This is a genomic window from Lactobacillus sp. HMSC08B12 (assembly GCF_001808415.1).
Classification (GTDB): domain Bacteria; phylum Bacillota; class Bacilli; order Lactobacillales; family Lactobacillaceae; genus Lactobacillus; species Lactobacillus delbrueckii.
The window spans coordinates 12,041-32,792 of record NZ_KV793126.1 but is presented as its reverse complement, the minus strand read 5'-3'; the positions used below and the strand labels follow the sequence as shown (position 1 = coordinate 32,792).

Below are 20,752 nucleotides of genomic sequence, written 5' to 3'. Positions count from 1 at the left end.
ATCTATTTTACTACCCGAACATAGATTCTAGAAATATTTTGCTCAAAGAAAAAAGCAGCAGACCACTTGTCCGCTGCTTTTAATATCTATTTCAAAAAGCCCTTGGCTTGCAGGTAGTTGTAAGCTTCCTGCCCGGCCACGCTGCCTTCGCCCACGGCGGTCGTTACCTGGCGCAAATCCTTTGGCCGCACGTCGCCGGCCGCGAAGATCCCTTCCTGCCGGGTCCGCATCAATTCGTCAGTAGGAATCCAGCCGTTTTCGTCCAGGATGTCCAGGCCATCCAGGGCCTTAGTCACTGGCAAAACGCCAACGTAAATGAAGACGCCCTTGGTGGCAAATTCCTTTTCTTCCCCGCTGACCTTGTCCTTGTAACGGATCCCGCTGACCTTGCCGTCTTCGCCGACGATTTCTTCAGTCAGGGCGTTCCAGACAAACTTGATCTTCGGGTGCTTGAAGGCCTTCTCCTGCAGTTCAGGCTTGGCCCGCAGCTGGTCTCTTCTGTGAACGACCGTGACTGACTTGGCTGACTGAGCCAGGTAGAGCCCTTCCTGGATGGCCGAGTCGCCCCCGCCGATCACCGTCACGTCTTCATCTCTGAAGAAAGCTGCATCGCAGACGGCGCAGTAAGAAACACCATGGCCGGAATAAGTTTCCTCTCCCGGCACGTTCAAGTGCTTGTGCTCTGATCCAGTCGCGATGATCACGGCTGGAGCCAGGTATTCCTCGCTGTCCGTAATCACCCGCTTGTAGTCGCCTTCCAGCTTGACGGCCTGGACGTCGCCATATTCATAGCTGGCCCCGGCGTTTTGCACGGTCTGATACATCTTTTCGCCCAGTTCCGGCCCCTGAACTTCCACAAAGCCCGGGTAATTGTCGATGTCGGCAGTGTTGTTCATCTGCCCCCCGTAAATCCCCCGGTCTAAGAGGACCGTCTTCAGGTTGGCCCGGGCCGCGTAAACTGCTGCCGTCATGCCGGCTGGACCGGCACCAATGATTACTACGTCAACTTCTTTGGTCATAAACAGCCTCCTTGCCACTTACTTTTTATAAGTAATATCATACAGGATTTTCAAAAGATTGCAAGCCTCTTTTAAATTCTGATTTCCGGTCCCATCTGCCGGCTCATCATCAGCTTGATCTCATCGTCGATCTTGGCCCCCTCATAGAGGACCTTGTAGATGGAAGCTGAAATCGGCATGTCCAAAGAATACTTGTCGCAGATTTCGTACACGGCCTTGACGGTCGTGGCCCCTTCAACAACCTGGCCCATGTTGGCCAAGACTTCGTCCAGGGGCTTGCCCTGGCCCAGCTGGTAGCCGCAGCGCCAGTTCCGGGAGTTGACTGAGGTACAAGTAACGATCAAGTCGCCGATCCCGGACAGGCCACTGAAGGTCCAAGGCTGGCCGCCAAAGGCCACGCCCAGGCGGGTGATTTCCGTCAGGCCCCGGGTCATCAAGGCTGCCTTGGCATTGTCCCCGTAGCCCAGGCCCGCCAGGATCCCAGCCGCGATGGCGATGACGTTTTTAACAGCCCCGCCGACCTGGACCCCGATTGGGTCGTTGCTGGTGTAGAAGCGGACATAGTCATTTGAAAAAATCTTCTGCATCTTGGCCGCGTTGTCCAGACTAGTTGAAGCCAGGGTAATGGCCGTCAGGTCCTTTTGGGCGGTATTTTCCGCGTGGCTGGGACCGGACAGGACGATCATCTTGTCAAATCCGTCTGGGTAGATTTCGTCTTTAAAAATCTGCAAAACCAGCTTTTTAGTCCCCGGTTCAATCCCCTTGGTGGCCGAAACCAGGTAAGGCTGGCGGCCATTTTCGTCCAAGACCTGCCGGACCGCTTTAGCCACTGACCGGATCGCGCTGGTCGGCACGGCAAACAGGATAACGTCACAGTCTTTCAGAACCTGCCCCATGTCGGTGCTGGCCCAAACGCTGGGGTTCAAGGTCCAGTCCTTCATGTAGTGCAGGTTAGTGTGATCTTGGTTGATCTCATCAGCAATAACTTGCCGGTGGGCGTAAAGGGCCACCTCGTGGCCGTTGTCAGCCAGCATGGAGGCCAGGACTGACCCCCAGGAACCGGCGCCTAAAACGGAAATTTTTGTCATTTTTTCTACCTCTCGTATGGATATTTTAAACCGCTTCCTTCAAGATACCACTTTGGCTTGACTTTGACACGCCGGTAGACAAATAAAATAACCACAGCGATTAAAAGCAGGAGGCTGAGGGCCTGGGAAACCCGGATGACACCAAAGATATAGAGGCTGTCCGTCCGCATCCCTTCCACGAAAAAGCGGACTACGGAGTACCAGGCCAGGTAAAGCATGAAGACTTCCCCCTGCTTAAAAAGATGCTTCTTGTGGCGCAGGGAGAGGATGATGATCAGACCGATCAGGTTAAAGAAAGATTCATACAAAAAAGTCGGCTTGTAGTAGCTGCCATTAATGTACATCTGGTCGATGATGAACTGGGGCAAGTGGAGGTTTTGCAGATACTGCAGGCTGCACTTGGCCCCGTGGGCCTCCTGGTTCATAAAATTGCCCCACCGGCCCAGGACCTGGGCCGCCATCACGCCCGGCGCCACGATGTCCAGGACTAGAAATGGCGACAAGAAGCGCCGGTAGCAGAAGACCAAAAGGACGATCGCCCCGGCGATCAAGCCCCCGTAAATGGCAATCCCCCCGTTCCAGATGGCGATAATTTCATCCGGGTGCTGGGAGAAGTAGCCCCATTCAAAAATGACATAGTAGATCCGGGCCCCGATAAAGCCGATCGGCACGCCCCACAAGAGCAAGTCGATGAAGTCATCGCTCATGATCTGCCGTCTTTGCCCTTCTCTGATCGACATGAAGGTAGCCAGCAGGATCCCGCAGGCGATGATGATTCCGTACCAGCGGACGTGAATGTCCCCGATACTGAAGGCGATTGGATTCAGTGCTAAAGTCATTAGTCTGCTTTACCCCCTTTTTCTTCCTCACTGTTTTCCGCGATCAGGCTGGTCAAGTTTTCATCAAAAGTCTTGGCCGCGTCAAAGCCCATGGCCTTGGCTCTGAAGTTCATGACGGCCACTTCCACGATGTTTTCCATGTTCCGGCCGACCTTGACCGGAATAGTGACCTGGGGAACCGCGATCCCGCAGATGATCCGGGTGTTTTCCTGGAAGCCCAGGCGGTCATAGTTGGCCTTGGAGTTCCAGTTGGTCAAGTTGATGACCAGGGAGATCTCGGTTTCATCCTTGATGGCCCCAATCCCGAAGAGCTTGAGGACGTCAATGATCCCGATCCCCCGGATTTCCATCAAGTGCTTCAAAATACGGGGAGCTTCCCCGACCACAGTCTCGTGGTCTCTTTGGTAGACATCCACCCGGTCGTCAGCGATCAAGCGGTGACCGTGCTGCACCAGGGCCAGGGCGGTTTCGGACTTGCCGACCCCGGATTCCCCGGTCAAGAGGACCCCCATCCCGAAAACTTCGACCAGGACCCCGTGAACGCTGCTTCTTTCCGCCAGCTTGACGGCCAGGTACTGGGTGATCATGCTCATCAAGTAGGTCGTGGCGTCATTGGAAATCAAGATCGGGGTCCCGGCTGCTTCTGCCGCTTCCTTCAGTTCAACCGGCACCGGCAGGTTGCGGGAAACCAGCACGCAGGGAGTTTCTTTCTGGCAGATTTTTTCAAAAACTTTCCGGCGCAGGTCGTGGTCCAGCCGGGCAGCGTAGGAAATTTCCGTTCTGCCCAGAAGCTGGACCCGGTCAGCCGGGTAAAAGTCAAAGTAGCCGCTCAATTCCAGTCCCGGCCGGTAAACGTCGGAAACCGTAATCTTCTTGCCAGCCACGCATTCCTGTCCCTGCAGAACCCGCAGGTTGGAATTGTCATTAATGAGCTCAGTTAGTTTTACCGTGTTCGTCATCATGTACCTCACTATCATCAACATCTCGCACTGTCACATCTTGCGCCTGTTTCCGCGGCCGCTCCGGATCTGCCTGGCCTGGCTTGAACCTGTCGGGCTCCGGCCGGCTGGGCAGCTTGTATTTCTTCCGCCAGTAAAAGCGGTAGTAGAGCCATAATAGCAAAATTACGACCAGGCCCACCGGCAGCAAGGCAATCAAGGCCTTGAAGAAAACCGAGAGCAGGGCCAGGGCGACTACCGCCGCCAAAACCAGCAGTATTATCGTGGTAAATGACATATTTTTCCTCTTATTCTGGATTTTCCTGGCTCAAACGCCACTGCAGGTAGGCGTAGATGAAGGGATCCAGCTTCCCGTCCATCACCCCGCCCACATCGGCGGTTTCATAGCCGGTCCGGTGGTCTTTGACCATGCTGTATGGGTGGAAGACGTAAGACCGGATCTGCGAGCCCCAGGCAATGTCCAATTGCTCACCCTTCAAGGCCGCCTTTTCCTTGCGCTTCTTCTCTTCTTCCAGGTGGAAAAGCTTGGCCCGCATTTCATTCATGGCCGTGTCCCGGTTCTGGAACTGGGACCGCTGGGCCTGGGAAGTCGTCACGATCCCGGTTGGGATGTGGGTAATCCGGACGGCACTGGAAGTCTTGTTAATGTGCTGGCCGCCCGCCCCGGATGACCGGTAGACGTCAATTCTGAGGTCCTTAGGGTCAATGTCGATTTCAATGGAGTCATCGACTTCGGGGATAACTTCAACCGAGGCAAAAGAAGTGTGCCGTCTTTTGGCTGAGTCAAAAGGCGAAATCCGGACCAGGCGGTGAACGCCGTGTTCAGACTTCAGCAGCCCGTAGGCATTCTTGCCGGAAATCCGGACGCTGACGCTCTTTAAGCCGGCTTCATCACCTGGTTCAAAGTTGTTGACTTCAAACTTAAGGCCACGGGAGTCGCAATAGCGCTGGTACATCCGGAGCAGCATGTTCCCCCAGTCCATGGCTTCAGTGCCGCCGGCCCCCGGGTGGATTTCCATCAAGGCGTTATGGTCATCGTACTCGCCCGACAAGAGCAGGTTCAATTCATACTGGTGGAACTCTTCCTGCAGCTTGGCCAGCTGGTCTTCGGTGTCCTTTTGCAGGTCCGCGTCTGCTTCCAGGCGCAGCAATTCCAGGGCCGTTTCTTCATCGGTCAGGTCTTTTTCCAGAGCCAGGAAGGAGTCCCGCTTTTCCTTGAGCAGGTTGGTCTCACTGATCAATTTCTGGGCCTTTTCCTGATTGTCCCAAAAGCCCGGTTCCGCCATCTTGGCTTCGTTGATTTCAATGCTTTCGCTGATATTATCGAAGTCAAAGAGACCCCCTGAAGTGGTTAAGCCGGGTCCGCAACTCGTCTAAAGCATTTTGAATTTCACTGATTTCCATTGTCTTTTTCCTTTGCTAAAAATACTCTTTTTGTTTACTACAATTATAACCAAAAAGAGGAGGCTCCCGCCCCCTCTTTGCTGATTTATTACCGACTCAAGTTGTTTCTGATCTGAGCCTTCATGAAGAGGCGAGTCACGTCAAACTCGATGTCGCTGATCATTTCTTCAAACATGTTGTAGCCGGAGTCCTGGTATTCAACCAGCGGGTTCAGCTGGCCGTAGCCCCGCAGGCCGATTGACTGCCGCAATTGGTCCATGGCGTCAATGTGGTTGGTCCAGTGTTCGTCAACCACGCGGAGGATAACCACCTTTTCAAATTCCAGCATTTGTTCCGGATCAGCCAGGGCAGCTTCCTTTTCCTGGTAGTTGTCTTCAACCAGCTGGTAAAGCTGCTGCTTAAGGGCATCTGGCGTGAAGGTCTTGAAGTCGATTTCTGAATCAACGTATTCTTCACTGGCCAGGCTGGAAACGATAAAGTCGCGCAAGGAGTCCAGGCGCCAAGTCGACCGGTCGCCTTGGGTGAACATGTCCACTTGGTGGTCGATAGTCCGGTGAATCATCGGCATCAAGACACTCTTCAAGGACTGCTGCTCATCGATAACCTGCATCCGTTCCTTGTAGATGATTTCACGCTGGATCCGCATAACGTCGTCGTATTGCAGGGTCTGCTTCCGGGTGTCGTAGTTGTTCCCTTCAACCCGCTTTTGGGCTGATTCAACCTGGTGGGTGATCAAGCGGCTTTCGATGACCTTGTCGTCGTCATTGTCGGACAGGCGGTCAAGGAAGTCCTTGACCCGGTCGCCCCCGAAGCGCTTCAGCAAGTCGTCTTCCAAGGACAGGTAGAAGCGGGTGTAACCCGGGTCACCCTGCCGGCCGGACCGGCCCCGCAGCTGGTTGTCGATACGGCGGGATTCGTGTCTTTCAGTCCCGATTACGGCCAAACCGCCCAGTTCCTTGACGCCAGGCCCCAGCTTGATGTCAGTCCCACGCCCGGCCATGTTGGTGGCAATCGTAACTGCCCCTCTTTGGCCAGCATTCATGATGATGGCTGCTTCCTTGGCGTGGTTCTTGGCGTTCAAGACAGCATGCGGGATGTGTTCCTTGTCCAGCATGTGGCTCAAGCGTTCAGAAGATTCAATGGCCACCGTGCCGACCAGGATTGGCTGGCCCTTGGCGTGCCGCTCCTTGATTTCGTCAACCACGGCCTTGAACTTGGAGTCCAGGGTCGGGTAGAGCAGGTCTGGCATGTCCTGTCTGATAACTGGCCGGTTGGTCGGGATGGTGATGACTTCCATGTTGTAGATTTCACGGAATTCTTCTTCTTCAGTCTTGGCCGTACCGGTCATCCCGGACAGCTTCTGGTACATTCTGAAGTAGTTCTGGTAAGTAATTGTGGCCTGGGTCTGGGATTCTTCCTGGATCTTGACCCCTTCCTTGGCTTCGATAGCCTGGTGCAGGCCGTCTGAGTAGCGGCGGCCTTCCATAACACGGCCGGTAAAGGAGTCAACGATCAAGACTTCACCGTCTTGGACAACGTAGTCGATGTCCTTGAGCATGATGTAGTTGGCCCGCAGAGCCTGGTCGATGTGGTGGACCAGCTTCTGGTTTTCAACGTCGTAAAGGTTCTTGAGGCCAAAGTGGTCGCAGGCCTTCTGGATCCCGGTTCTGGTCAGGGAAATAGTCTTGGTTGGCCAGTCGATCTTGTAGTCGCCGTGGTCTTCATCGTCATCGGCGTCATTGTCGCTCTTGTCTTCCACCAGCTTCTTGACAAAGCGGTCAGCCCGGACGTAGTCAGCGTTGGCTTGTTCAGCTTCACCGGAAATGATCAAAGGCGTCCGCGCTTCGTCGATCAAGATGGAGTCAACTTCGTCGATGATGGCGTAGTTAAGCGGCCGCTGCACCATTTGTTCCTTGTAGACAACCATGTTGTCCCGGAGGTAGTCAAAGCCCAGTTCAGAGTTAGTTGAGTAAGTTACGTCGCAGGCGTAAGCTTCCCGCTTTTCTTCCGGGGACATGGTGCTAAGGTTCAAGCCGACCGTCAGGCCCAGCCAGCGGTAAAGCTGGCCCATTTCAGTTTCGTCACGGCTGGACAGGTATTCGTTGACAGTAACAACGTGCACGCCCTTGCCAGACAAAGCGTTGAGGTAAACCGGCATGGTGGCCGTCAAGGTCTTACCTTCCCCGGTCATCATTTCGGCAATGTTGCCCCGGTGCAGGGCAATCCCGCCGAGGATCTGCACGCGGAATGGGTACAGGCCCAGAACCCGCTTGGAAGCTTCCCGGGATACGGCAAAGGCTTCCGGCAGCAGGTCGTCTAAGCTTTCGCCCTTTTCAATCCGGCTCCGGAATTCCGGCGTCTTGGCCTGCAATTCTTCGTCAGAGAGAGCGGCCATTTGGTCAGCGTATGACTCTACTTGGTCAGCAATTTTTTCAAAACGCTTAAGTTCTCTTTTATCAGCGTTGTATAACTTCTTTAAAATGTTTGCCATCTAATCGTCCTTAATTCTGATATTTAGTCTAAAATCACAGAATAATTTTAACATGTAAATGCCAAAAATTAAAATAATCTACAAAAATAAGCAGGGCACAATAATTATCGTGCCCTGCCTGGCTTGCAGCCTTAGTATTCAGTTGGATAAGCGGCGAAACTATTCGTTAGTTTCAATCAAGCCGTAGCTGCCGTCGTTGCGGCGGTAAACCACGCTGGTGCCGTTGGTTTCAGCGTCTTGGAAGACGAAGAAGTCGTGTTCCAGCATGTCCATTTGCAAGATGGCTTCTTCTGGGTCCATTGGCTTCAAGTTAACCCGCTTGTTGCGGACAATCTTGAACATTGGAGCCTTTTCTTCCTTCTCCTCTTCAACCGGAGCTTCTTCAGGGATAAAGAATTCTTCAACGCCCTTTTCACGGCTCTTGCGGTTGACGCGGGTCTTGTACTTTCTGATTTGGCGTTCAAGCTTTTCGGAAACAAAGTCAATGCTGCGGTACATGTCATCCGTAGTTTCTTCAGCTCTCAAAACCAGGTATGGAAGCGGAATGGTTACTTCAACCTTAGCTGAGTGGTCACGGTATACCTTCAGATTTACATGAGCGATTACGTCCTGGCTCAGATCAAAGTACTTTTCCAACTTGGTCAAGCGCTTTTCAACATAATCTCTCAAAGCTTCAGTGACTTCAATATTTTCGCCACGAACATTGTACTTTAACATAATAATTATCTCCTTTCCCGCTTGCGCGGTTTCTTTACACTCATATTATACCAAACTTGAAAGCGCTTTGTGAAAATATTTAGCGACTAATTGAAAAACTTTCGACCTGGCATTTAGGAAAAGCCGTTTCAATCGCGTCGCGCGCATGGTAAAGTGTTCGGCCTGTGGTGTAAATGTCATCCAAAAGGATGATCTTGCCTGTTATTGTACCCCTAAATTCAGGATTTAAAAAGAAATTTTGCTTGGCCTGCATCCTGGCTTTTTTGTCCTTTTCCCCCTGGGCCCCAGCTCTAGCCTTCTTGGCTAAAAGTGGCGTTAAGGGCAAAAGGGGGGTAAAAATTTCCCAGACCGTGTCATAGCCCCGCTTTTCCCGGTGCTCAGGTGAAGTCGGGACCGGGACGTAGTAGTCGGCCGCTAATTTTTGGACAGCAGGGGCGGCCAATTCCTGCAAAACTTGGCAGAGCAGGTAGTCCCCGTAGCGCTTGTAGCGGACCATCAGGTCATGAAAGGCCTGGTTGTAGCAGTAGACGGCCTGGTTGTGCAAAAAATTCCCCTGGTAGATCCGCCGCCACTTCTGGCAGTCCTGGCAGATTTCCCCGCTATCCTGCTGGCGGCCGCACTGGGGGCAAAAGGCGGGGCCGATCTGCGCAAACTGCTGGCGGCAGGATGGACACAGGCAGGAAGTCTTGCTTTTGCCCGGCAAAAGCAGGCGCCTCATGTCCAAATCTCCGGTAAAAGGCTGGTCGCAAAAAAGGCAAAGACTCATCCCCAGTTCATCTCCTTGATCTGCTTGACCGCGCTTCTGATCTGCCGGCTGTAGCGCCGGTAGCAAAAAAGCACCAGCCCGTCCGGATCCTGCTTGTCTCTGCCCACCCGGCCGGCAATCTGGACCAGGCTGGCAGCGGAATAAATCTCATCATCAGCGGCCACGATGATCACCCAAACATGCTTAAAGGTCACCCCCCGCTCCAAGATTGTGGTCGTCAAAAGCAGGTCCAGGTCGCCTTTGCGGAATTTTTCCACCTTCTCCAGCCGGTCCGGGTCCTGGGCATAGACGGTTGACAGGCGCAAGTCGGGCAGGAGCCTTTTGACAGCGGCAAAATACTGGGGCATCTGGGCAATTCTGGGCAAAAAGACCAGGAGGGGGTGGCCGCTTTTGGCCGCCATTTTGATCCGCCGGGCTAATTTCGGATGCAGGCGGCCCTTGGTCAAAAAAGGCTTGACGTACAGGTCCAGCCGGGGCACAGGCAAGGGATAGCCGTGAAAGCGGCGGTTGAGCCTGACGATGGCCAGTTTCCCCTGACTGGCCGCTTTTAGCAGGTCCTCAGGCGGGGTGGCCGTCAAAAAGACCCGGCTACCCGTTTTTTTAACAGCATTGCCCGCGGCAAAATGCAACTGGGGATTGCCGGCATATGGGAAGGAGTCGATCTCATCGATGATCAAAAGGTCAAAGGCCTGGTAGTACTTCAGCAGCTGGTGGGTCGTACAGATGACCAGCTGCTCATTGGCCGCTTCCTTTTCCTCCCGGCCATGGTACTTGCCGATCTCCACCTCCCCGAAGGCTGCTACTAGGCGGGGGTAAAGCTCATTGACCACGTCGATTCTGGGCGTGGCAATGGCTACCCGGCAGCCGCGGCTGAAAGCCTCAGCCAATAAGGGAAAAATCATCTCCGTCTTCCCCGCCCCGGTCACGGCCTCAACCAGGCAGTCCTCTTTAGCGGCAAATTTCTCCAATAAAAAGCGGCTCACACCCTCCTGCCGCTCTTGCAGCTGCCCTGTCCAGGTCATCCCCGCCCTGGCCGGGTAATGACTGCCAGCCGCCTGGCGGACCAAAAGCTTGCCCTCATCCAGCCGGCCCAGGCCCACGCAAGCACGGCAATACAAAAAGCCCGACGGCAGGCGGGCCCAGCATGAGCTGCCGCAGCGCTGGCAGATGCCATTTTCGATGGCGGGAATTGCCGTCTGCCCCTCTTTTATGCTATTATCCACTTTGTCAACCAGCCATTGGCGGCCGGCCAGAGATTCTTTTTCTTCTGTCATTTTTTTGCCTCCACTAACTAATACACCAAAAAGGGATGATTTTTTGTCAAAAGAAGCAGATTTTTTAACAATCAAAGAAAACGGCCAGCATGAGCTGGTCATCAAGAAGAGCCGCTTCATCGCGACTCTTGCCCGGGTCCAGGATGAGGAAGAGGCCCGGGACTTTATTGCCGCGACCAGCAAAAAGTACCATGACGCCACCCACAACACCTATGCCTACACCTTGGGCATTAATGACGACCGGGTCAAAAGCAGCGACAACGGCGAACCAGCCGGTACGGCCGGGGTGCCGGAATTAAAGACCCTGCAATTAATGGGCCTGAAGAATGTCGCCGTCGTCGTGACCCGGTATTTCGGCGGAATCAAATTAGGGGCCGGCGGCCTCATCCGGGCATACTCTTCCAGCGTCAGCGAGGCAGCTGAAGCCATTGGCATCGTCAAGCGGGTTAAGCAGCAGGAATTGATTTTTACCATCCCCTACAACCGCTATGACAAGGTCGACCACTTCCTTAAGGAAAAAGAGGTCTTCGTTGCCGGCACTGAATATGGCGTAAACATCACCATTTCCATCTACCTGGACCAGATTGACCCCTTTATCAGCGATCTAACCGAGCTCTTAAACGGGGAACCCGATCTGATCAAGGGGGACCAGCGCTGTAACGAAATTCCCGTTAAAAGCGGAGAAAAAAGATTCTAACCAAAAATGACCAAGCATTTCTGCTTGGTCATTTTCTTTTGTCTGTTCAGCTTTATTGTTTTTTACCGCTATTTTTCTCAGCAGGCTTGTGCCCCCCCTTGGACCGCTCTTGCCACTTCCGGGGCTTGGCCTCGCCCTGGAGCCAGACTTCAACGTCCGGCTCCTTAGTGTGGGTGCTATGTAAAACCAGGCGGTTAATCAAGTGGCTGAGGGGCTTGTATTTTTCCCCTAAAAGGCCGATCGATTCCACGAAGAGCTCAACGGCGATCAAGAGGCCGACCAGCAAGAGGGCCATGGCCCAGATCGGCGACAAGAGGAAGAGCATGGACACGAAGGAGAAGATCAAGGACAGGGCGTAAATCACCAGTACCGTCTGCCTTTGGGTTAGGCCCAAGTTCATCAGCTGGTGGTGGAGGTGGTGCTTGTCCGCCTGGGAAATCGGCTTCTTGTTCAGCTTGCGGCGGATCATGGCATAGACCGTATCAGAGATCGGCACGCCCAAGATGATCACCGGTACCAGCAAAGAAATAAAGGTCACGTTCTTCAAGCCCTTTAAGGCTAAAACCGAGATCATGAAGCCCAGGTAGAGGGCCCCGGTGTCCCCTAAAAAGATCTTGGCCGGGTTGAAGTTGTAAGGCAAAAAGCCCAGGAGGCAGGCCGCCAGCATAAAGCAGGCGATCGGCACGTACAGGCCCTGGTTACGCAAGAAGAAGTAGCCGACGATCCCCATGGTCAAAAGCGAGATGCAGGACACACCGGCCGCCAGGCCGTCTAAGCCGTCAATCAAGTTGACCGCGTTGGTCAAGGCCAGGATCCAGAAGATGGTAATCGGCAGGCTGAGATACCAGGGCAAATTGATGGTCTGGCCGGTAAAAGGAATATTCAGCTCGGTCATCCGGATTTCGGCCAAAAAGTAGATAATCATAGCCGCGATGAAGATCCCGCCCATTTTTTGCCCGGGCTTGAGTTCTAAAATATCATCGATCATCCCGGTCAAGACGATCACGCTGGACGCCAGCAAAAGGGCAAAGAGCTCGTGGGTCGGAAACTGCTCTCTGAGCAAGATGAAGGTCCCGATATTGTAAGTCACGAAAATCCCCAGCCCCCCGATAGTCGGCATGGGTTTCTTGTTGACCCGGCGGGCGTTAGGATTGTCCACCGCCCCCAGGACAAAGGCCAGGCGCCGGATGAAAGGCGTGATCGCTACTTGGATGATCACCAGTAAAAAAAGGTCAACGATAATCTTAAACATGAAATTCCGCTTTCTGAGTCTAGTTGAGTTAATTATACCGGGCTTTAAGGCGATTTGCCAAATGCTAACAAAAAAGTCCAGAATTCAATCTGGACTTTCTGCTTTATTTGGCAACTGCCACGGCACGTTTCTCCCGTATTACGGTGATCTTGATATTGCCCGGGTAATCGAGTTCTTTCTCGACCCTGTCCCGGATTTCGTGGGCCAAAACCGTGGTCTCATCATCTGAGATCTTGCCTGGCTCAACCATTACGCGGACTTCCCGGCCGGCCTGGATGGCATATGCCTGCTTGACGCCGTCATAGCTGCCAGCAATGTCTTCCAGTTCCGTCAAACGGCGGATGTAGTTCTCCAAGCTTTCGCTTCTTGCCCCAGGCCGGGCGGAGGAAATAGTGTCCGCCGCCACGACCAGGTCAGCGATGAAGGAGAGCTTCGGCACATCACCGTGGTGGGCAGCGATCGCGTTGACCACCAGGTCCGGTTCATGGTATTTCCGGGTCAATTCAACACCGATTTCTACGTGGGAGCCTTCGATATCATGGTCGATTGCCTTGCCAATATCGTGTAATAATCCCGCGCGAACCGCTAATTTTTCATCCAAACCAAGTTCAGCTGCCATAGTCCCGGCCAGCTTCCCGACTTCAATCGAGTGCGCCAGCACGTTCTGGCCATAGGAAGTTCGGTACTTCAGCCGGCCCAGGATCTTGACCAGTTCCGGGTTCATCCGGTGGATGCCCAGTTCCATCAAGGCACTTTCACCAGCCTCGTAAATATCGTCGTTGACTTCCTTGCGCGCCTTGTCAACCATCTCTTCGATCCGGGCCGGATGAATCCGCCCGTCCTTGATCAGTTTCTGCAGGGCCCGCTTGGCAACTTCCCGTCTGATGGAGTCAAAACCGCTCAAGGTGACCGTCTTTGGCGTATCGTCAATGATCAAGTCCACCCCAGTCATGGCTTCAAAAGAGCGGATGTTCCGGCCTTCGCGGCCGATGATCCGCCCCTTCATGTCATCGTTTGGCAGGTCCACGACTGACACGGTCGTTTCCACGACCGTATCCGCCGCGCTGCTCTGGATGGCATCCACGATGATTTGGCGGGCAAAGCGGTCGGCTCTGGCACTGATTTCTTCCTCGTTAGCCCGAATCAGCTCCGCCTTCTCCTTGGTCAGGTGGTCGGAGACCTGGGCCAGGACAATCTTCTTGGCCTCTTCTTCGTCTAAGCGGGAGATTTCCAGCAGCTTGTCTTTCTGCTTCTCGACCAGCCCGTGCGCTTCTTCCAGCAAACCAGCGGCTTTTTCTTCCTGCTGTTTGATTTGGTCTTTCCTTTGTGTGAGTTGTTTCTCCCGGTCATCGAGCAGGCTGCTGCGGTGATCCAGGGTATCTTCTTTCTGCTGAAGACGGTTTTCCTTGCGGGCCGCTTCATCGCGGCGCCTGTTCAGCTCGTCTTCAACCTTCTGCCGGTAATCCCTGATTTCTTCCTGGGCTTCCAGGATCTTGGCCTTCTTCTCCGTCTCAGCATCCCGCTTAACGGCTTCAGCGGCCTGCTTCTGCGCCTGGACCTCGGCCTTGGCTACTTCGACTTCGGCTTTCGCCTTGGCCAAAATTGCCTCCGCGCTCTGCCGGGCGTTTTCCGCCTTGGTTTCCCAGGCATTCTTCCGGATGGCATAACCAATCAGGCATCCCACGACAAGTGAAATAAGAAAAATTACAGCGACTGTTGCGAGAAGAAATATAGTATTATTCATCATGAGTTACGTCGCCTTTGTATTTAGAATTATTCGCACATTACTAATCATATGTTACATTTTTGGTCAAGTCAATTCCTTAGCTGCATTTGCGGAAACAAAAAAGATTGCCAGACTTCTGCTCGCAATCTTTTTATTGGCCAAAAACTGCCTATTTATCAGTCTTTTCCGGACTTGCCGGCTCTGCTGGCTTCTCTTCGCCAGGAGCTGCCTTCTTAGCCCGCTGCTCCTTGACCTTCTCTGGATTTTCCTTTTCTTCCAGAGATTCAGCATCGATTCCGTAAGCCTTGCGGACCTGGGTCCGGATGTCCTCGGAAACGTCCGGGTGTTCCTCCAGGTACTTCTTGGCGTTTTCCCGGCCCTGGCCGATCTTTTCACCGTGGTAGGAGTACCAGGCCCCGGCCTTGTCGACGATGTCCTGGTCAGCAGCCATGTCCAGCAGTTCGCCGGACTGGGAGATCCCCTGCCCGTACATGATGTCGACTTCAGCTACCTTAAATGGCGGAGCAACCTTGTTCTTGACCACTTTGATCTTGACCCGATTACCGATAACGTTGGTGGACTGCTTGATCTGTTCCGCCCGGCGGACTTCCAGCCGGATGGTTGAGTAGAACTTCAGCGCCCGACCACCTGGGGTGGTTTCGGGATTACCAAACATGACGCCGACCTTTTCCCGGATCTGGTTGATGAAGATGGCAATGGTCTTGGTCTTGGCAATCGTCCCGGAGAGCTTGCGCAAGGCCTGGCTCATCAGGCGGGCCTGGAGACCGACGTGGGAGTCACCCATTTCACCTTCGATTTCGGCCCGCGGCACCAGGGCGGCAACGGAGTCGACCACGACGATGTCGATGGCCCCGCTGGAGATCAAGGTGTCCGCGATTTGCAGCCCTTCTTCCCCAGTGTTTGGCTGAGACAGGATCAATTGGTCGATGTCCACGCCCAAGGCTTCAGCGTAAGCCGGGTCCATGGCGTTTTCCGCGTCGATGTAGGCCGCCGTGCCGCCCCGCTTCTGCACTTCAGCTACGGCGTGCAGGGCAACGGTCGTCTTACCGGAAGATTCCGGCCCGTAGATTTCCACGATCCGGCCCCGCGGGTAGCCGCCCACGCCCAAGGCCGCGTCCAGGGCCAGTGAGCCTGACGGAACAGTCGAGATCTGGGTGTCGACCTTCTCGCCCATCCGCATGACCGCGCCTTTACCGAAGTTCTTTTCAATTTTCTTTAAAGCCGCTTCAAGAGCCGCTTGTTTTTCATCTTTAGCCAAATTTTTTCCCTCCTGGAAACTTACTACTAAACATTATACTTTGAAGGCCTGGTAAAAAGCAAGAAAAATCCGAACTAACGTTCAAACTATTTCTCCTCCACTTACTAGTACAAGAAAAAAGCCCTTTTTTCCCCAATCTGACTTAAAAAATAAAAAATGAGTACCTTGCTGATACTCATTTTTAAAGAATAGTGATTTTCTAAATGCTTACATTGAACCCTTGAAGACATCCCATGAAGAATGGAAGTAGTCGTAGCCGGAGTAGATCGTGAAGATCAGAGCCAGGTAGAGCAGGATGGTGCCCAGGTGGAAGATGTCGCCAAAGAGCAGGAAGATGATTGACAGCATCTGGCAGGTGGTCTTGATCTTGCCAGGCATGGCAGCCGCCATGACCTTGCCGTTGTTTTCGACCACGATCAGGCGCAGGCCGGTCACAGCCAGTTCCCGGCAGACGATGATGGCTACAACCCAGGCTGGAGCCAGATTCAATGCAACCATGAAGATGAAGGCCGTCATGGTCAGCATCTTGTCCGCCAGCGGGTCAGCAAACTTACCAAAGTTGGTTACCAGTCCCCGGGAGCGAGCGATGTGGCCGTCAAACCAGTCGGTTGCGGAAGCAACGGCAAAGACGATCATGGCCACCACCCGGCTCCACAGAATTTCAGTCCCTGCCAGGGTGAATGAGCCGGCTGGCCATTGGGCAATCAGCAGGATCATGAAGATAGGAATCAAAAAGATTCGGAAAACAGTCAGTTTATTTGGTAAATTCATTGCTTTAAATTCCTCACTTTTAAGAATTAATGGTCATTCTTCTCTTATTGCTTGCTGCTGGAAGCGGCAGATGATGATGGAGCAGATGATGCCTGGCTGCTTGGGGCAGCGCTGGATGAAGCTTGTGAGCTTGATCGAACGCTGGAGCTGGAAGCTGCTGGCCGGCTGGAAGCTGAGCTTTGCACGCTGGAACTTGCCCGGCTGCTGTAGCTCGTGCTGGTATTGGTGTTAGTGTTGGTGCTAGTCGTGCGGCTTGCCGCGGAGCTGCTTGCTGAAGCAGAGCTGTCACCCAGGTAGATAGTCAAACGGGTCGTGCCGTTGATTGGAGTGAACGGAATCTTCTTGCCGCCAACAGTTACAGTCACGCCAGTATCAGTCCCCAGGTAAACGATCAAAGTTTGCCCCTTCTTGACAGTTTCCGTGTGCTTTTCACCGCTTTGCAGGGTCCCCTGGTTGGTGATCACGTTGTCAACGGAAACGTAGTAGTAGATGCTTTGCTTGCTTGACCGGACTACCAATGGCGTGCTGGACTTGATGCCAGTTACCCGGTAGCTTGAGCCGCCAAGTGAAGCAACCTTGATTGAGCTGGTCTTCTTTTTCTTGGATGAAGAAGAAGCTGATGAGCTCTTCTTGCTGGAAGACTTCTTGGAAGTAATCGTGACGCTGGAGCCAGCATTTTCCTTCTGGCTGCTTGACCCGGTCTTCTTCATGTTGGCAAAGACCATCCCCCCGATCAAAAGCAAAAGGGCGATCCCGCAGCCCAGGGCCAGGCGGGGCACAAGCTTGCGCCACTTGGCGTCCTTAGGAGCTTTCTCGGCAACTTCCCGCTTGGCTGGCCGGCTGGCACTGATTCTGGCCGGCTTATTTTCTGCCGGCTCTACTGGAGCTTCTTCTTCTTCATGAGCTTCCTCATGAACTTCTTGAGCCGGACTGCTTGCTGCCGGCTGGCTGACTTCGCTCGTGACTTCATTTGCAACTTCGCCTTGGTACTGGCTCAGCAATTCCTTGCCGTCCAAGCCGACGATTTGCGCGTACTGGCGGATGAAAGCCCGGACGTAAAAGTCGCCTGGCAGCTTGTTGAAATCGTTGTTTTCGATTGCTTCCAGGTAGCGGCTCTGGATCTTCGTAGCCTTCTCAATATCGGAAATTGAAAGGCCCTTGGCCTCTCTTGCCTTACGTAGTTGTTCTCCAATGCCTGACATTATTAACCTCTTCAATCACTTTAAAATTCGTTTATAAATTATAGCACAATGGCCGCGGATGTGTCGCCCTATTCCAGCCAGCCGCCACTGACATAAATCGTTTGCCCGGTCAGGTAGTCGCTCTCAGGGTTAAGCAGACAGTCAACCCAGTAGGCAATTTCCTTGGGCTTGGCCAGGTGGCCGGCCGGAATTTCTTCTGCCAGCTCTTTTAAGGTTTCCGGGGAAAACATGGCATTCATGGCCGTGTTGACCGCCCCTGGGGCAACGACATTAACCGTGAAGCGGCTGGCGGCAACTTCCCGGGCATAGGCCTGGGCAAAGCGGCTGATCCCGCCTTTAGTCGCGCTGTAGACTGCTTCCATGGCGCTGCCCTGGCCCCCGTAAACTGAGCCCAGGTAGACGATCCGGCTGTGCTCTTGCTTTAAAAGCTGGCTTTCCAAAAGCTTGGTCAGCTTGATCGGGTTCTCCAAATTGACCTTGATGATCTGGTCAATGACCTGGGAACTCTGGCTGCCCAGGAAGTCATAGTTGGTGATCCCTTGGGCAAAAACGACCGCGTTGACGGGCAAAAGACTGCTGGCAAAATTCTTGAGCTGGTCGTCGCCTGCTAAAAAGTTCAGCTTGATCGGCATGAAATCCTGCAAGGGATGCTTTTCCGCCAGAGTCCTGGCCAAATCGCTGGCCTCTTCCCAGTTGCGGTTGCAGTGCAGGTACATGGACCAGCCAGACTCAGCCAGGCGGGCCGCAATGGCCTGGCCAATACCGCCGGTTGCCCCGAAAATCAGTGTTCGCTTCATTGGTCATCCTCCTCAAGCAGACGGGCCGTGTTGATGCTGGCGCCCTCGCAAAGCTCCTGGCAGTAGGCCCGGTAGTCGGCAAAATTCATGGCCTGCATCTGCTCAACATTGGCAAACAAGTCTTCCTCATCCAGGCTTTCTTCAGCCATTTCCACGGCAAAACCCGACAAATTATCCAGGCTGCGCACGGTTTGGGCCAGCCAGCTTCTTTTGTGAATCTCGAAGAGCTTGCGCATTTCCATTTCCTGCTTTTTGGGAAAAAGCTTGTCTGGCGCCAGTTCAGCCTTGATCTGGTCCAGCAGCTCTTCTGCTTCCGGGCTCATCCCCAGCAAGACCGCGTAGGCCCCCTGCCGGGTATAAGTCACGCTGATCTGGAGGGGCTGGCTGACCAGGCCAGCTTGTCTGGCACTGGCGAACCAGTGGCTGGCGGCACCTAGCTTTGATTCTAGCATGATTTCCAGCAAAATTTGACTCATATCCCGACTTGCTAAAACTTTCTTAAAGTTTGGCAAAGGGATAGCCGCCGTAAACAGGGGCACTTCCCCGCCGATCAGGTTCCAGTCCTGCCCGCTTGGCAAAAAGGGCACCAAGTCCGCTTCTTTTTGCGGCTTGCCCGGGCGCAGGTATTGGTCTGACAATTTCCTGGCCTGTCTAAGAATGGTCTTGACCTGGTTGTCGGTAAAGTCCCCGCAGGCAACAAAGGACATGCGGGCTGCCACGTAGTTTTCATCATAAGCCGCCTGGAGCTTTTCCTTAGTCACGCTGGCAATCGATTCCCTGGTCCCGGCCACGTCGATGGCCAAGTTGCAGTCCCCATAGATGCCCCGCAGGAGCCGGTCGCCCAGGATCCAGTCGGGCTCATCCTGGTACATGGCTAATTCCTGCTGGATGATGGGGATTTCCTTGGCCACATTCTCATCGGTGAAGTAGGGCTGGCCAACCAGCTTGAAGAGCAGGTCGATCATGGGGCCGACGTTCTTGACCCCGCTGGCATAATACATGGTTTCATTGAAAGAGGTAAAGGCATTGACGCTGGCCCCAATTTTTTCAAATTCCAGGGACAAGTCGCCTTCTTCCGCGGCAAAAAGCTTGTGCTCCAAAAAGTGGGCCAGGCCGGGCACGGGCTGGGGATCAGCGCTGCCGAAATCGACGATAATGCCGAAAAAGCGCTGGTTAAAACCCTTGCGCCGGATCACCTGGGCCTTGAAGCCGGAAGGGAAATCTTTTCTGATAATTTCTGGTTTGATCATTTTAATACATAGCTTTCATTCAGATACAGCTTTTGGGCAAAGTCAGCCAGCCGGCCGCTGGTCACCCGGCTGACCGCGGCCATCATATCAAAGTCCTCGTAGTCGGCATGGAGCTTGTAGCGGAGGTCTTTGGCTAAAAGCCAGCTGGCATGGTCCTGGTTGAGCAAGTGGCGGTTGGCCAGCGCCTGCCGGCTCTGCTTGAGCAGGCCCGGATCGATCCGGCCGTCAGCCACCATCTGCATCTCCTTGCCGATGATCTGCCGGGCTAAGTCCAACTTGTCCGGATCCAGGCCGGCGTTGACCAAGAAGAGGGCATTGTCAGCATACCAGTTGCTTTCCACCGTGTAAGCCGCCCCGTTTTCCTCCCTGACCTTGCTGAAGAGCCGGGAGGACTGGTCTCCGGTCAAGTATTGGCGCAAGACCGTCCCCGTGGCCAAATCCTGCAGGCTGGGCTGGCCCTTGTAGGCATAGCCCAGGAAAAGCTGGGCCTGCTGCTTGCCCTGCTCGTCTGTTTTCTCAATCCGCAAGTCCGGGGCCGAAATCAATAAGTCCCGGCTGCCAAAGTCCAAGGCTAGACCCGGCCAGCCTTCTTCTTGCAGCTTCTTTTGCAAAAGGCGCTTAACCTGGCGGGCATCATAGACATGGCCAAATACGCAGCTGGCCTGGGTCTTGATGGCATCGGCAAAGCGGCGGACTTCTTGGCTGGTCGCTTTCGTAATATCTTCAATCGAGCCGATGAAGCTGGCCGCGTAATCGGGCTGGTCCGCGTACCAGTTGTTTAAAAAGGCGCTTAAAGCCGCGTTGCTCGGCTCAGCCATGAGCTCCTGGTATTCTTCTTTCAGCTGTCTTTGGGCCAGCTGGACAGAGCTGGGCGTAATCAAGGGCCGGGTGGCCAGGCCGGCAAAAGTTTCTGCTATCTGCCGGTAGTTGTAGTCCGGGTCCAGGATTTCCTGGGGCTCAACGAAATTGGCCAGGTAGGAAATGACCATTTCCTTGCCAAAAAGCTGCACGACTGCTTCAAACTGGAAGGAGTAGCGCTGCTGCAATTCGACCTGCTGGAGGCCGGGATCCAGAAAGAGTTCGCTTTCGTTCATCTGCATGCGGCAGAGCAGGCTGGCCATAGCCATGTTGTGCTTGGTCAGCGGCAGGCGGACGAACAGGCCCAGGTTGCCGCTGGTAAATTTTTGATTGCTTTGAATGCTGATATTTTCTTCGTTCATT

Annotated in this window: 19 protein-coding genes; 1 reads left to right on the top strand and 18 read right to left on the bottom strand. The window is 53.9% G+C overall.

What is annotated here, in order from left to right; genetic code table 11:
• Positions 1–86 precede the first annotated feature (86 nt).
• From trxB to HMPREF3168_RS02620, 10 genes are all read right to left on the bottom strand, one after another.
• A complete protein-coding gene (gene trxB, locus HMPREF3168_RS02665) occupies positions 87–1,019 on the bottom strand; it encodes a thioredoxin-disulfide reductase (RefSeq protein WP_002879964.1) in 933 nt (310 codons plus the stop codon).
• A 71-nt stretch (positions 1,020–1,090) separates the two neighbouring features.
• Entirely contained in the window at positions 1,091–2,107 is a 1,017-nt protein-coding gene (locus HMPREF3168_RS02660; protein WP_003614711.1) for an NAD(P)H-dependent glycerol-3-phosphate dehydrogenase, read from the bottom strand.
• Positions 2,108–2,112: 5 nt separating this feature from the next.
• A complete protein-coding gene (gene lgt / locus HMPREF3168_RS02655) occupies positions 2,113–2,946 on the bottom strand; it encodes a prolipoprotein diacylglyceryl transferase (protein ID WP_002879962.1) in 834 nt (277 codons plus the stop codon).
• Complete coding sequence (hprK, locus tag HMPREF3168_RS02650) at positions 2,946–3,905, bottom strand: HPr(Ser) kinase/phosphatase (protein ID WP_003614749.1); 960 nt, start codon at positions 3,903–3,905, stop codon at positions 2,946–2,948. The genes lgt and hprK overlap by 1 nt, the downstream gene beginning before the upstream one ends.
• Positions 3,880–4,182, bottom strand: a complete 303-nt coding sequence (locus HMPREF3168_RS02645) for a hypothetical protein (RefSeq protein ID WP_003614791.1) — start codon at positions 4,180–4,182, stop codon at positions 3,880–3,882. The genes hprK and HMPREF3168_RS02645 overlap by 26 nt, the downstream gene beginning before the upstream one ends.
• 10 nt (positions 4,183–4,192) lie before the next feature.
• A protein-coding gene (gene prfB / locus HMPREF3168_RS02640) for a peptide chain release factor 2 (protein ID WP_164976362.1) occupies positions 4,193–5,309 on the bottom strand; the annotation gives its coding sequence in 2 pieces (ribosomal slippage) (positions 4,193–5,236 and positions 5,238–5,309; 1,116 coding nt in all).
• 88 nt (positions 5,310–5,397) lie between these two features.
• A complete protein-coding gene (secA, locus tag HMPREF3168_RS02635) occupies positions 5,398–7,800 on the bottom strand; it encodes a preprotein translocase subunit SecA (RefSeq protein ID WP_003614769.1) in 2,403 nt (800 codons plus the stop codon).
• Positions 7,801–7,959: 159 nt separating this feature from the next.
• On the bottom strand, positions 7,960–8,517 hold the full coding sequence (gene hpf, locus HMPREF3168_RS02630) for a ribosome hibernation-promoting factor, HPF/YfiA family (protein WP_003614803.1): 558 nt from the start codon (positions 8,515–8,517) through the stop codon (positions 7,960–7,962).
• A gap of 79 nt (positions 8,518–8,596) precedes the next feature.
• On the bottom strand, positions 8,597–9,283 hold the full coding sequence (locus tag HMPREF3168_RS02625) for a ComF family protein (protein WP_003614720.1): 687 nt from the start codon (positions 9,281–9,283) through the stop codon (positions 8,597–8,599).
• Positions 9,280–10,557, bottom strand: a complete 1,278-nt coding sequence (locus tag HMPREF3168_RS02620) for a DEAD/DEAH box helicase (RefSeq protein WP_070488368.1) — start codon at positions 10,555–10,557, stop codon at positions 9,280–9,282. The genes HMPREF3168_RS02625 and HMPREF3168_RS02620 overlap by 4 nt, the downstream gene beginning before the upstream one ends.
• 43 nt (positions 10,558–10,600) lie before the next feature.
• On the opposite strand from HMPREF3168_RS02620, the gene HMPREF3168_RS02615 reads away from it, so the two are divergent.
• Positions 10,601–11,254, top strand: coding sequence for a YigZ family protein (locus HMPREF3168_RS02615; RefSeq protein WP_070488366.1), 654 nt, complete (start codon positions 10,601–10,603; stop codon positions 11,252–11,254).
• A 52-nt stretch (positions 11,255–11,306) separates the two neighbouring features.
• Here the strand turns inward: HMPREF3168_RS02615 and HMPREF3168_RS02610 are convergent, their stop codons facing one another.
• The 8 genes from HMPREF3168_RS02610 to HMPREF3168_RS02575 all read right to left on the bottom strand — a co-directional run bounded on the left by HMPREF3168_RS02610 (position 11,307) and on the right by HMPREF3168_RS02575 (position 20,751).
• On the bottom strand, positions 11,307–12,506 hold the full coding sequence (locus HMPREF3168_RS02610; RefSeq protein ID WP_003614759.1) for a glycosyltransferase family 4 protein: 1,200 nt from the start codon (positions 12,504–12,506) through the stop codon (positions 11,307–11,309).
• Positions 12,507–12,609: 103 nt separating this feature from the next.
• Positions 12,610–14,253 (bottom strand): ribonuclease Y, encoded by a 1,644-nt coding sequence (gene rny, locus HMPREF3168_RS02605; RefSeq protein ID WP_003614761.1) that lies wholly within the window; start codon positions 14,251–14,253, stop codon positions 12,610–12,612.
• 148 nt (positions 14,254–14,401) lie between these two features.
• Entirely contained in the window at positions 14,402–15,511 is a 1,110-nt protein-coding gene (recA, locus tag HMPREF3168_RS02600) for a recombinase RecA (protein ID WP_003614071.1), read from the bottom strand.
• 207 nt (positions 15,512–15,718) lie between these two features.
• Positions 15,719–16,282 carry a CDP-diacylglycerol--glycerol-3-phosphate 3-phosphatidyltransferase gene (gene pgsA / locus HMPREF3168_RS02595; protein ID WP_003617247.1) on the bottom strand — a complete coding sequence of 188 codons (564 nt, stop codon included), beginning with the start codon at positions 16,280–16,282 and terminating at the stop codon, positions 15,719–15,721.
• Between the two features lie 44 nt (positions 16,283–16,326).
• Positions 16,327–17,484 carry a helix-turn-helix domain-containing protein gene (locus HMPREF3168_RS02590; protein ID WP_070488364.1) on the bottom strand — a complete coding sequence of 386 codons (1,158 nt, stop codon included), beginning with the start codon at positions 17,482–17,484 and terminating at the stop codon, positions 16,327–16,329.
• A gap of 68 nt (positions 17,485–17,552) precedes the next feature.
• Positions 17,553–18,281, bottom strand: coding sequence for an elongation factor P 5-aminopentanone reductase (gene ymfI / locus HMPREF3168_RS02585; protein ID WP_003614075.1), 729 nt, complete (start codon positions 18,279–18,281; stop codon positions 17,553–17,555).
• Positions 18,278–19,531 (bottom strand): M16 family metallopeptidase, encoded by a 1,254-nt coding sequence (locus tag HMPREF3168_RS02580; RefSeq protein ID WP_003614093.1) that lies wholly within the window; start codon positions 19,529–19,531, stop codon positions 18,278–18,280. Before HMPREF3168_RS02580 ends, ymfI begins: the two co-directional genes overlap by 4 nt.
• Entirely contained in the window at positions 19,528–20,751 is a 1,224-nt protein-coding gene (locus HMPREF3168_RS02575) for a M16 family metallopeptidase (RefSeq protein ID WP_070488362.1), read from the bottom strand. The genes HMPREF3168_RS02580 and HMPREF3168_RS02575 overlap by 4 nt, the downstream gene beginning before the upstream one ends.
• Between the last annotated feature and the right edge of the window lies 1 nt (position 20,752).

Excerpts from the sequence above, each read along its gene's own strand:
- rny (WP_003614761.1), bottom strand. The coding sequence starts at position 14,253 with ATGATGAATAATACTATATTTCTTCTCGCAACAGTCGCTGTAATTTTT.
- hprK (WP_003614749.1), bottom strand. The coding sequence starts at position 3,905 with ATGACGAACACGGTAAAACTAACTGAGCTCATTAATGACAATTCCAAC.
- HMPREF3168_RS02575 (WP_070488362.1), bottom strand. The coding sequence starts at position 20,751 with ATGAACGAAGAAAATATCAGCATTCAAAGCAATCAAAAATTTACCAGC.
- HMPREF3168_RS02620 (WP_070488368.1), bottom strand. The coding sequence starts at position 10,557 with ATGACAGAAGAAAAAGAATCTCTGGCCGGCCGCCAATGGCTGGTTGAC.
- HMPREF3168_RS02625 (WP_003614720.1), bottom strand. The coding sequence starts at position 9,283 with ATGAGTCTTTGCCTTTTTTGCGACCAGCCTTTTACCGGAGATTTGGAC.
- ymfI (WP_003614075.1), bottom strand. The coding sequence starts at position 18,281 with ATGAAGCGAACACTGATTTTCGGGGCAACCGGCGGTATTGGCCAGGCC.
- HMPREF3168_RS02660 (WP_003614711.1), bottom strand. The coding sequence starts at position 2,107 with ATGACAAAAATTTCCGTTTTAGGCGCCGGTTCCTGGGGGTCAGTCCTG.
- pgsA (WP_003617247.1), bottom strand. The coding sequence starts at position 16,282 with ATGAATTTACCAAATAAACTGACTGTTTTCCGAATCTTTTTGATTCCT.
- HMPREF3168_RS02645 (WP_003614791.1), bottom strand. The coding sequence starts at position 4,182 with ATGTCATTTACCACGATAATACTGCTGGTTTTGGCGGCGGTAGTCGCC.
- lgt (WP_002879962.1), bottom strand. The coding sequence starts at position 2,946 with ATGACTTTAGCACTGAATCCAATCGCCTTCAGTATCGGGGACATTCAC.
- HMPREF3168_RS02580 (WP_003614093.1), bottom strand. The coding sequence starts at position 19,531 with ATGATCAAACCAGAAATTATCAGAAAAGATTTCCCTTCCGGCTTCAAG.
- secA (WP_003614769.1), bottom strand. The coding sequence starts at position 7,800 with ATGGCAAACATTTTAAAGAAGTTATACAACGCTGATAAAAGAGAACTT.
- trxB (WP_002879964.1), bottom strand. The coding sequence starts at position 1,019 with ATGACCAAAGAAGTTGACGTAGTAATCATTGGTGCCGGTCCAGCCGGC.
- HMPREF3168_RS02590 (WP_070488364.1), bottom strand. The coding sequence starts at position 17,484 with ATGTCAGGCATTGGAGAACAACTACGTAAGGCAAGAGAGGCCAAGGGC.
- HMPREF3168_RS02610 (WP_003614759.1), bottom strand. The coding sequence starts at position 12,506 with ATGTTTAAGATTATCGTTGACCTTTTTTTACTGGTGATCATCCAAGTA.
- hpf (WP_003614803.1), bottom strand. The coding sequence starts at position 8,517 with ATGTTAAAGTACAATGTTCGTGGCGAAAATATTGAAGTCACTGAAGCT.